Annotated in this window: 10 protein-coding genes; 3 read left to right on the plus strand and 7 right to left on the minus strand. The window is 69.9% G+C overall.

The annotated features are described in order from the left end of the window. Positions 1-31 precede the first annotated feature (31 nt). Together ACFU7D_RS26115 and ACFU7D_RS26120 are read right to left on the minus strand one after the other, a co-directional pair. Complete coding sequence (locus ACFU7D_RS26115; protein ID WP_378726820.1) at positions 32-1,246, minus strand: acyl-CoA dehydrogenase family protein; 1,215 nt, start codon at positions 1,244-1,246, stop codon at positions 32-34. Continuing rightward, on the minus strand, positions 1,246-2,610 hold the full coding sequence (locus tag ACFU7D_RS26120) for an acyl-CoA dehydrogenase family protein (RefSeq protein ID WP_378872896.1): 1,365 nt from the start codon (positions 2,608-2,610) through the stop codon (positions 1,246-1,248). Before ACFU7D_RS26120 ends, ACFU7D_RS26115 begins: the two co-directional genes overlap by 1 nt. 95 nt (positions 2,611-2,705) lie before the next feature. On the opposite strand from ACFU7D_RS26120, the gene def reads away from it, so the two are divergent. After that, entirely contained in the window at positions 2,706-3,320 is a 615-nt protein-coding gene (gene def, locus ACFU7D_RS26125; protein WP_378872898.1) for a peptide deformylase, read from the plus strand. Here def and lhgO read toward each other — a convergent pair. From lhgO to ACFU7D_RS26140, 3 genes are all read right to left on the minus strand, one after another. Next, a complete protein-coding gene (lhgO, locus tag ACFU7D_RS26130) occupies positions 3,317-4,501 on the minus strand; it encodes an L-2-hydroxyglutarate oxidase (protein WP_378872900.1) in 1,185 nt (394 codons plus the stop codon). The two genes, def and lhgO, sit on opposite strands and share 4 nt — an antisense overlap. Continuing rightward, positions 4,498-4,845 (minus strand): YciI family protein, encoded by a 348-nt coding sequence (locus ACFU7D_RS26135; RefSeq protein WP_378872902.1) that lies wholly within the window; start codon positions 4,843-4,845, stop codon positions 4,498-4,500. Before ACFU7D_RS26135 ends, lhgO begins: the two co-directional genes overlap by 4 nt. Before the next feature lie 110 nt (positions 4,846-4,955). Next, positions 4,956-5,855, minus strand: coding sequence for a patatin-like phospholipase family protein (locus ACFU7D_RS26140; protein WP_378872904.1), 900 nt, complete (start codon positions 5,853-5,855; stop codon positions 4,956-4,958). Positions 5,856-6,082: 227 nt separating this feature from the next. Here ACFU7D_RS26140 and ACFU7D_RS26145 point away from each other — a divergent pair, with 227 nt between their 5' ends. Continuing rightward, the gene (locus ACFU7D_RS26145; RefSeq protein ID WP_378872906.1) at positions 6,083-6,775 is read left to right on the plus strand and encodes a Pr6Pr family membrane protein; all 693 of its coding nucleotides are present in this window, start codon (positions 6,083-6,085) and stop codon (positions 6,773-6,775) included. Here the strand turns inward: ACFU7D_RS26145 and ACFU7D_RS26150 are convergent. Continuing rightward, the gene (locus tag ACFU7D_RS26150) at positions 6,772-7,749 is read right to left on the minus strand and encodes a GNAT family N-acetyltransferase (RefSeq protein WP_378872908.1); all 978 of its coding nucleotides are present in this window, start codon (positions 7,747-7,749) and stop codon (positions 6,772-6,774) included. The two genes, ACFU7D_RS26145 and ACFU7D_RS26150, sit on opposite strands and share 4 nt — an antisense overlap. Positions 7,750-7,790: 41 nt before the next feature. Continuing rightward, positions 7,791-8,942 (minus strand): LacI family DNA-binding transcriptional regulator, encoded by a 1,152-nt coding sequence (locus ACFU7D_RS26155; protein WP_378872909.1) that lies wholly within the window; start codon positions 8,940-8,942, stop codon positions 7,791-7,793. Between the two features lie 46 nt (positions 8,943-8,988). Between ACFU7D_RS26155 and ACFU7D_RS26160 the strand changes: the two genes are divergently transcribed. Beyond that, the gene (locus tag ACFU7D_RS26160; RefSeq protein WP_378872911.1) at positions 8,989-10,257 is read left to right on the plus strand and encodes an extracellular solute-binding protein; all 1,269 of its coding nucleotides are present in this window, start codon (positions 8,989-8,991) and stop codon (positions 10,255-10,257) included. Positions 10,258-10,339: the final 82 nt, after the last annotated feature.

A 10,339-nucleotide genomic window follows, 5' to 3' on the forward strand; every position in this document is an offset into this window, starting at 1 on the left:
GGTCAGGACGAGCCGAGTCGGCCCAGGGGTTCTACTTCAGCTCCGCGGACGAGAGCCCGAGAACGCGGCGCGCCACGATCAGCTGCTGGATCTGCTGGGTGCCCTCGAAGATGTCGAGGATCTTCGAGTCGCGGGCCCATTTCTCCAGCAGCTCACCCTCGGAGTAGCCGATGGTGCCGGCCAGCTCCACGCAGGACAGCGTCACGTCCGACCCCATCCGACCGGCCTTCGCCTTGGCCATCGAGGCTTCCTTGGAGTTGGGCTGGCGGTTGTCGGCCATCCAGGCGGCCTGGAGCATGAGGAGATAGGCGCCCTCGTAGTCCGACTCGAGCTGGATGAACTTCGCCGCGGCCGCCGACTGCAGGTGAGCCGGCCGGTCGTAGTCGATCTCGACGCCGGCCTTCTCGAGCAGGTCGCGGGTGTAGTCGAGCGCCGCCCGGGCGCAGCCGACCGCCATCGAGGCCACCAGAGGACGGGTGTTGTCGAAGGTGGCCATCGCACCGGCGAAGCCCTCCTTGACATTGACCTCCGGCGAACCGAGGAGGTTCTCCGCGGGCACCCGGCAGTCGGTGAAGGTGATCGTGGCCGTGTCGGAGGCCTTGATCCCGAGCTTGTGCTCGAGACGCTCGACCTTCATCCCCGGCGTGCCCTTCTCGACCACGAACGACTTGATCGCGGCCTTGCCGAGCTCCTTGTCGAGCGTCGCCCACACCACGACCGCGTCGGACCGGTCACCGGAGGTGACGAAGATCTTCTCGCCGTTGAGCACGTAGTGGTCGCCGTCGAGCGTGGCGGTGGTCTTGATGTTGGCCGAGTCGGAGCCCGTGCCGGGCTCGGTGATCGCCATCGAGGCCCAGATGCCGTCGAAGCGCTCGTGCTGCTCGTCGTTGGCGACCGACGCGATCGCCGAGTTGCCCAGGCCCTGGCGCGGCATCGCGAGCGTGAGCCCGACGTCGCCCCAGCACATCTCCGAGACGGAGAGGACCGAGGACATGTTGGCGCCGTTCTTGACCTTGCCGTCGTCGGGCTTGGAGTCACGGCGTACGCCGGTGGCGCCTGCGCCCTCACCCTGCCCGGACTCGGCCAGACCGTCAGCCATGGCGGCGAGCATGTCGAGCTCGGTGGGGTATTCGTGCTCGGCCTTGTCGTACTTGCGCGAGATCGGTCGCAGCATGTTCATCGCGACCTGGTGGACCTGCTCGCGCAGCGGCTTGAGCTTCTTGGGGTCTTCCAGATTGATGGCCATCAGACCAGCACCGTGCCTTCCATGATCCCGATCGCACGCAGGTCGCGGTACCACCGCTCCACCGGGTGCTCCTTGACGAAGCCGTGGCCACCGAGCAGCTGGACGCCGTCGAGGCCGATCTGCATGCCCTTGTCGGCACACAGCTTGCGAGCCAGCGCGATCTCGCGGGTCGCGTCGATGCCCTGGGCCACCCGGCTGGCGGCCTTGTAGGTCACCAGCCGCATCGCCTGCAGCTCGATGGCGATGTTGGCGACCATGAACGCCACCGACTGGCGGTGGGCGATCGGCTCGCCGAAGGCCTCGCGGGTCTTGACGTAGGGCGTCACGTAGTCGAGGACGGCCTGGCCGACGCCGATGGACAGCGCGCACCAGGCGAGCCGGGACAGCCGCACGGCCTCGGTGTAGGTCGAGCCGTCGGTCTCGCCCAGGACGGCGGCCGCGGGGACCTTCACGTCGGTCAGGGTCAGCTTGGTCAGCGAGGCGGCGCGCACACCCATCGCCGGCTCGGACTCGATGCTCAGACCCTCGGTCGAGGACTCGATGAGGAAGAGGACCGGCTTGCCGTCCAGGGCGGCACCGACCACGAAGAGCTCCGCCTCGGCACCGCGGGCGACCAGCGACTTGGCGCCGTTGATGACGAACCCGTCGGCGGTCCGGGTCGCTGTGGTCGACGGGGAGAGCACGTCGAAGAGGACCCTGTCCTCGTTGAGGGCGAACGCCGCAGCGGGGACCGAGCCTTCGGTGAAGGCCGGCAGGTAGGTCTGCTGCTGCTCGTCGGTGCCCCACAAGCCCAGGGCGGTCGCGACCGAGCCGGGCGCGAGGGCGGCGACGGCCAGACCGAGGTCGCCGTTGGCGAGCGCCTCGGCGACCAGGGTGCCGGCAACCGCGGAGCGGGTCTCGGAGATGCCGCCGAGCTCCTCGGGGACCCCCAGGATCGGCAGCCCGATCTCCAGGCTCGACTTGAGCAGCTCCTCCGGCGCGGCGCAGGCCTCGTCGGCCTCGGCCGCGGCGGGACGTACGACCTCGGCGGCGAACTCGGCGACCACGTCGACGAGCATCTGCTCGTCCTCGCTCGGGGTCAGGTCGAAGACGCCCTGGGGGATGGCGTTGGGCACGCGTACGCCCGGGGCACCCTGCTTGCCCTTCTTCTTGAACGCACGGCTGGTCGCCGCGATCGTCTTGAACCCGCTGCGGGTGACCGTGAAGACGACCTGCTCGGTCTGCTTGCGGACACCGAGCCGGTCGAGCGCAGGGCTCTGCGAGAGCTTGCGCAGACCGGCCACGGCGAACCCGATCGGATCACGCGACTCGCCGGACGGGACGCCGTTCGCGAGCCCGCCACGTAGGCCTTGGAGGATACTCATGGGTAGAACTGTAACTGGGAGTTACAACACGGTCTACACTTCGGGGTGGTGATGGCGGTAACAAACGACTCACGTCTTATTTATAGGCTTGGCACATGGCCGACTCCTCGCTCGAATCCGCTCGCCCGCTCGCGCCCCACGGCGCCCTGCCCGAGGGCGGGAAGGTGCGGCCGATGACACGCTGGGGCACCCCGGTCATGCACCGGCCGAAGAAGCAGGTCGAGGACTTCGACGCAACGCTGGCCGAGCTGGCCGCCGACATGGTCGCGACGATGTACGCCGCCGAGGGCGTGGGCCTGGCCGCCGACCAGATCGGCGAGGACGTCGCCATCTTCGTCTTCGACTGCCCCGACGCCACCGGGCAACGGACCGTCGGCATCGTCTGCAACCCGGTCCTGACCCTGCCCGAGGGCGAGGACCGCCACCTCGACGTCGACCTGGAGGGCTGCCTCTCCTTCCCCGGTGCCTTCGTGGACTGCGCCCGCCCCGACTGGGCCGCCGTCGACGGTCTCGGCCTCGACGGGGAGCCGGTCCACTTCGAGGGCAACGGCCTGCTGGCCCGGTGCCTCCAGCACGAGACCGACCACACCAACGGCACCGTCTTCGGCGACCGCGTCTCCGCCAAGGCCCGCAAGAAGCTCACCAAGGAGCATGACCGGGTGGCCGACGACTACCCCGCCGAGTGGCCCGTCGGGGAGCCCGTCGACTAGGACATCCGGTCGACGACGTACTCGGCGATGGCGAGGCTGGAGGTCGCGGCCGGGCTCGGCGCGTTGCGCACCGAGGTGATCCCGTCGGCGTGGTGGATGACGAAGTCGTCCACCAGCGAGCCGTCGCGCTCGACGGCCTGGGCGCGCAGCCCCAGCCCCGCGCGGGTCACGTCCGCTGCGCCGATCTCCGGCACGTAGCGCTGGGCCTCCCGCATGTAGGCCTGTTTCGACAGTACGCCGCGGAGCTCGGTGAACCCGGTGCGCCAGTGCTCGGCGGCGAACCGCCAGAACCCCGGCCACGCCAGCGTGTCGGCGACGTCACGCGGGGTCAGCGACGTCCGACCGTAGCGCCGGCGGCTGAGCGCCAGGAATGCGTTGGGACCGACCTCGAGACCACCGCTGACCCGGCGGGTGAAGTGCACGCCGAGGAACGGGTAGCGCGGGTCGGGGACCGGATAGACCATGCCGCGGACGAGATCCTGCTTCGCGGCGCTGACCTGCATGTACTCACCGCGGAACGGGACGATCCGGGGCGCCTTCGGACCGCCGGTCAGCTCACCGAGCCGGTCGGACTCCAGGCCACCGCAGACGACCAGGTGATCGACCCGGGTCCGGCCGCCGGGCGTCTCGACCTCGATCCCGCCCGGGACGCGGTGGATGCCGGTCACCTCCTCGCGGAGGCGTACCTCTCCCCCGGCTTCCGTCACGCTCCGGCCGAGCGCCTCCGCGACGGCGACGTAGTCGATGATCGCGGTCCTCGGCGAGTGGAGGGCCGCCAGCCCCGCCGCGTACGGCTCGATCTCCTCGATCTCCTCGGGGCCCACTCGCCTCAGGCCGGGTACGCCGTTCTCCGTCGCCGTCTTCTCCAGCGCGTCGAAGCGCCCCATCTCGGCCTCGTCCACCGCGACGACGAGCTTCCCGCAGGCCTCGTAGGGGATCGCGTGCTCGGCGACGAACTCCTCGAGCAGATCACGCCCACGGGTGCAGAGCCGGGCCTTGAGGCTGCCGGGCTTGTAGTAGATGCCCGCGTGGACCACGCCCGAGTTGTGGCCGGTCTGATGGGAGCCGAGCCTGGTCTCCTTCTCGAAGACGATCACCGTCTCGGCCGGGCGGCGGCGCAGGATCTCCCGCGCCACCGCCAGCCCGACGATCCCGCCGCCGACGACCCCGGTCGTGGTCACAGCGCGTCGGCCCCGGGGAGCAGCTCGCGGACCTGCACGGTGGCACGGCAGGCCGAGGCGCACTTCCCCGCCCACATCAGCGCCTCCTCGAGGGTGCCGACGTCGACGACGACGAAGCCACCGAGGTGCTCCTTGCTCTCCGGGTAGGGACCGTCGGTCACCACCCCGGCCTCGTCGACCGTCCAGGCGTCCTCGAGACCGCCCTTGATCCCACCGCCGAAGACGAACACGCCGGCCGCGACGGCCTCACGAGTCATCTCGGCGGACGCCTCCGCGATCTCGGCGACGTCCTCGTCACGGTGGTCCATCGCCTCGTCGCGGAACGAGATCAGATACTTGGTCATCCGACAACCTCCTGCTTCCGGGCAGCGCTCATCGCCACCCCCTACTCGCTCCACGAACGGATCCGGCCGCCTTCGACAGGTCCCCGAGAAGAACGTACGCCGTGCCGGCCCTATCGACGCCAGAATCCGGCCAGTCTCCCGGCGACACCGTGGCCCTGGCGATGCCCTGCACGAGCGGCCGCGGGCCGGGTCGAGGGATCCATCATGTTCTCGCCGAACGCCTCGAGCGAGTCGGCATCGGGCAGGATCGACTCGACCCGGCTGCCGCCGGCGCGGAGCTCCTGGACCTGGACGGCGAGCTCGCTGCCCCATGCAGCCGGATGCCGCGTCCGGCCGCCCAGCGGCGAGAGCACGAGCACCCGCTCGCACCCCGCGGCCAGGTCGGCGTTCTCGCTCGAGCGCCGGTAGCCGCCGTCGATGTAGCGGCGGCCGCCGATCGCGTACGCCGGGCCGCCGGCGCAGCTGGCGGCGACCGCGTCGACCAGGTCGACGCCGCTGTCGCGGTGGAGCTCGACGGGTTCGCCGGTGTCGGCGTCGACCGCGGTGAGGAGGACCGCACGCTCCGGCCAGTGCGGGCTCGGCAGCCGGGACGCGACGGTCTCCCGCCAGCGTTCCCGCCCGGCCGCACCCGAAGCCTCGGCCAGCTCGATCGCGTCCTCGCCGACCCGGCGCCGCATGTCGGCCAGGTCCGCCGACGCCGCGATGATGGCGTTGGTGCGCTCCAGGTGGGCCCAGGTGATGGGGCGTGGCCCGCTCGGCCGCGTCGAAGGTCGAGGAATCGGTGTCGAGACGACGGCGGCAAACAGGTCTGCAGGACTCGCCCCGCCGATCTGTGCCGCGGCCGTCGCGCCGGCGGAGGTGCCGATGACCAGATCGGCATCGGTCACATCCAGCCCGCCCTCGAGCAGGCCGGCGATGACACCGATCAGCCAGGCGTTGCCCGCCGAGCCGCCACCGCCGAGGACCAGTGCACGCCCGCTGCCGGGCTGGGGTCGTGTTGTCGTGTTCATGGGAGTCGCCTTTCGGAAGGTTCCGTGGGCGCTCCCCGTGGCTCAGCCCGGGGTCGGGCTCAGCCGGCACGATCGTGGGTGGCGGGGAGCACCCGCAGTGGACGTTGCGTACACGGGTCTCACCTCCTTGCCTCGGATCACGATCGCGGTGACGTTAGCACGGGACACGACGTGGCTCCGCCCGAATTATCACCACTATCGGCACGCCGCGGCCTTACGGTGAGTTCGTGACGAAGACCTGGTCGATCCTGCGCCTGGCCATGGCCGCGCTCATCCTCGCGGCCGTGGTGACCGAGTTCGGCAACGCCATGAGCACGGTCCCCGCCGAAGGCTCCAGCACCGCGACGGTCCTGGTGAACTTCTTCAGCTACTTCACGATCCAGTCGAACCTCTTCGCCCTGGCCGCCCTCGTCGTCGGCGCGTTCTGGGCCCTGACCCGGCCCGGCCCTGAGCCGGTCTGGATCGCGGTGCTGCTCGCCGCGGCCACGACGTTCATGACCATCACCGGCCTCGTCTACAACCTGCTGCTGCGGGGCATCGCGCTCGCCGCGACACCGTGGGCGAACGAGGTGCTCCATCTGATCGGTCCGATCTTCTTGATCCTCGACCTGTTCTTCGCTCCCCCGCGCCGCCGGCTGCCATGGCGTACGGTCGGGGTCGTCATCGCGTGGCCGATCCTGTGGGTGGTCTACACCCTGCTGCGCGGCGAGAACGTCGTCTCCCCGCTCACCGGGGAGGGATGGTGGTATCCGTACCCCTTCCTCAACCCGCACGTGCAGGACGGCTACCTGGTGGTCTCCTTCTACGTCGCCGGCATCGCGGCGGCGTTCACCCTCGTCGCCTGGGGGGTCGTCGCCGTCGGACGCCGGCGGGACGTGCCGGAGCCGGTGGCCGCCGTGTCCTTGGGAGACACGCCCTAGAGGTTTCGGATCATCCAGCGCTCGGGCGCGGGCAGCGGCTCCCAGCCGTACTTCGCGTAGAGCTCGTGGGCGTCCTCGGTGGCGAGCAGGGTCCGGCGGATCCGGTAGGGCTCGAGGTCGGCGACGACGCCCTCGATCAGCAGCTTGCCGATCCCCTGGCCGCGTACGCCGGGGTCGACGATCACGTCGCACAGCCAGGCGAAGGCGGCGAAGTCGCTGACCACGCGCGCGAAGGCGACCTGCTTGCCCTCGGAGTCGTAGACGCCGTAGCAGCGCGAGCCCTTGTTGGCCGCGTCCTGCACCTCCCGGGTCCGGTCGCTCGCCCAGTAGGACTGCGCGAGCATCCGGTGCACCCAGTCGGGGTCGATCCGGTTCTGGTCCACCGAGAAGGAGTACGCCTGGCCCTTCTCGCTCGCGACCGGCTCCGCGCCCAGCAGGCCGAGCAGATCGTCCGGCTCGGGCTCGGGCTCGGGTCGCGCGACCTGTGGGGCTACGGCGGGCGCCTCGGCGGCTCCTGCGAAACCCGGACCGGGGTCCGGCGTACGTCCCTGCTGATAGGCCAGGGCGGCACCGTTCGCGAGCTTGTCGGCGGCCTCGTTGAGCGGGTGTCCGGAGTGGCCCTTGATCCACTCGAACCGGACGTCGCGGCCCTGCATCGCCGCGTCGAGCTCCTTCATGATCTCGACGTTGAGGACGGGCTTGCCGTCGGCCTTCTTCCAGCCCTTGCGCTTCCAGCCCGCCATCCACTTGGTGACCGAGTTGATGACGTACTTGGAGTCGCAGTAGACGAGCAGCGGCTCGCCGGTGTGCGCCGTCTGCCGCAGCAGATCGAGGACTGCGGTCAGCTCGCCCTGGTTGTTGGTCCCGTGCGGCCAGCCGCCGCAGGCCCAGGCGGACTCGTCCACATACCAACCCCAACCCGCGGGCCCCGGGTTACCAAGCGCAGAACCATCAGCAGCAGCCACAATCGTCACGCGCCCATCCTGCCAGCCGCGTGCGGGCCGCCTCCGGGAGGTCAGGGGTTGACGCGCGGGCCGGAGGCCGTGGAGCCGCGGACGACCAGCTCGGGGTGGAAGACGAACTCCGAGTGCGGCGTGCCGGTGCCGGCGATCTCGTCGAGGATGGCGCGCACGGCAGCCTGGCCCATCGCCTGGACGGGCTTGCGTACGGTCGTCAGCGGCGGGTCGGTGAAGGCGATCAGCTGGGAGTCGTCGTAGCCGACCACGGAGACGTCCTCGGGGACCCGCAGACCGCGCGAGCGGGCGGCACGGATGGCGCCCAGCGCCATCATGTCGCTCGCGCACACGATCGCGGTGAAACCCTCGTCGAGAAGCTCGGAGGCCGCGGCCTGGCCGCCCTCGAGGGTGAAGAGGGAGTCGCGGATGTGGCCCTTCTCGATCTCCTCGGCGCTCAGACCGAAGCGGTCGGCCATCGTGGCCACGAAGCCCTCGATCTTGCGCTGGACCGGGACGAAACGGCGGGGCCCGACGGCCAGGCCGATCTTGGAGTGGCCGAGCGTCGCGAGGTGGGTGACCGCCAGCTGCATCGCCTCGCGGTCGTCGGGCGAGATGAACGGCGCCTTGATGTCGGGGGTGAACCCGTCGAGGAGGACGTAGGGAACGCCTTGGGCGCGCAGCTTCTCGTAGCGCGTCATGTCGGCGGTGGTGTCCGCGTGCAGACCGGAGACGAAGATGATCCCGGTGACACCGCGGTCGACGAGCATCTCGGTGAGCTCGTCCTCGGTCGAGCCGCCGGGGGTCTGCGTGGCGAGCACCGGGGTGTAGCCCTGCCGGGTCAGCCCCTGCGCGATGACCTGCGCGAGCGCGGGGAAGATCGGGTTGTCGAGCTCTGGCGTGATCAGGCCGACCAGCCCCTCGCTGCGCTGGCGCAGCTTCACCGGGCGCTCGTAGCCGTGGACGTCGATCGCCGCCAGCACCGCCTCCCGCGTGGCCGCGGCGACCCCGGGCTTGCCGTTGAGGACGCGACTGACCGTCGCCTCGCTCACGCCCGCATGGGCCGCGATGTCAGCAAGACGGGCAGAGGCTGGTGTTATGGGCACGGTCACATCATGCCCCCTCCCTACACGGCCTGCAAGAACTTTCAGCAAGTTTGCAACTTTTGCTGAAAGGCTCTTACATTCTCCTCGACGCGGGGTTACCTTCGTCACACCACCGGGCGGACTCCTCGCCCGGCCCCATATCGAAGGAGAACTCATGCGACGTGGCATCGTGGCCACCGCAGTGGCGGCAACGCTCGCCCTGGCGGCAACGGCATGTGGCGGCGGCAGCGGCGACAGCAGCGACGGCCCGGTCACCATCACCTGGTGGGACACCTCGAACGCGACCAACGAGGCGCCGACGTACCAGGCCCTCGTCAAGGACTTCGAGAAGGCCAACCCGGACATCAAGGTCAAGTACGTCAACGTGCCCTTCGACCAGGCGCAGAACAAGTTCGACACCGCGGCCGGCGCCAGCGGCGCTCCGGACGTGCTGCGCGCCGAGGTCGGCTGGACCCCTGCGTTCGCGCAGAAGGGCTTCCTCGCTCCGCTGGACGACACCGAGGCGCTCGAGGAGAAGGACGCCTTCCAGCCCAACCTGATCAAGCAGGCCGAGTTCGACGGCAAGACCTACGGCGTCCCGTTCGTCACCGACACCCTCGCGCTGGTCTACAACAAGGCGCTCTTCGAGAAGGCCGGCATCACCGAGGCCCCCGCCACCTGGGACGACCTGAAGAAGGACGCCGCGACCATCAAGTCGAAGACCGGTGTCGACGGCTACTGGGGCTCCACCTCCGCCTACTACGCGCAGCCGTTCCTCTACGGCGAGGGCACCGACACCGTCGACGCCGAGGCCAAGAAGATCACCATCTCCTCCCCGGAGGCCAAGAAGGGCCTGACCACCTGGCAGGGTCTCTTCGACGGCGCGGGCCTGCACAAGGCGGACACCACCGCCGACGCGTACGCCCACATCCAGGACGCCTTCGTCAACGGCAAGGTCGCCGCGATCATCCAGGGTCCCTGGGAGATCACGAACTTCTACAAGGGCTCGGCGTTCGCCGACAAGAACAACCTCGGCATCGCCACCGTCCCGGCCGGCTCGACCGGCGAGGCCGGCGCTCCGACCGGCGGTCACAACCTGTCGATCTACGCCGGTTCGGACGAGGCGCACCAGGAGGCCTCGGCGGCGTTCGTGAAGTTCATGACCTCGGCCGACACCCAGGCCCAGATCGCGCTGAAGAACTCCACGCTCCCGACCCGCGACGACGCCTACACCGACGAGGTCAAGGCCGACCCGGGCATCGCCGGCTTCCAGACCGTGCTCCCGGCCGCCCAGCCGCGACCCGAGCTGCCCGAGTACTCCTCGCTGTGGGGTCCGATGGACCAGGAGCTCCCGAAGATCGCCTCCGGCGCCGAGACCCTCGACGAGGGCCTGGCCACGCTGGAGACGGCGTTCGCCGACCTGCTGCCCGACTTCTCCAAGTGACACCGTTTCCACTGACACAGTCCTAAGAGATCCGAGGTCTCTGACAGCACAAGCGCCCGGCGGCCCCCCCCCGCAGTGCGGG

The organism is Nocardioides sp. NPDC057577 (assembly GCF_042801335.1).
Classification (GTDB): domain Bacteria; phylum Actinomycetota; class Actinomycetes; order Propionibacteriales; family Nocardioidaceae; genus Nocardioides.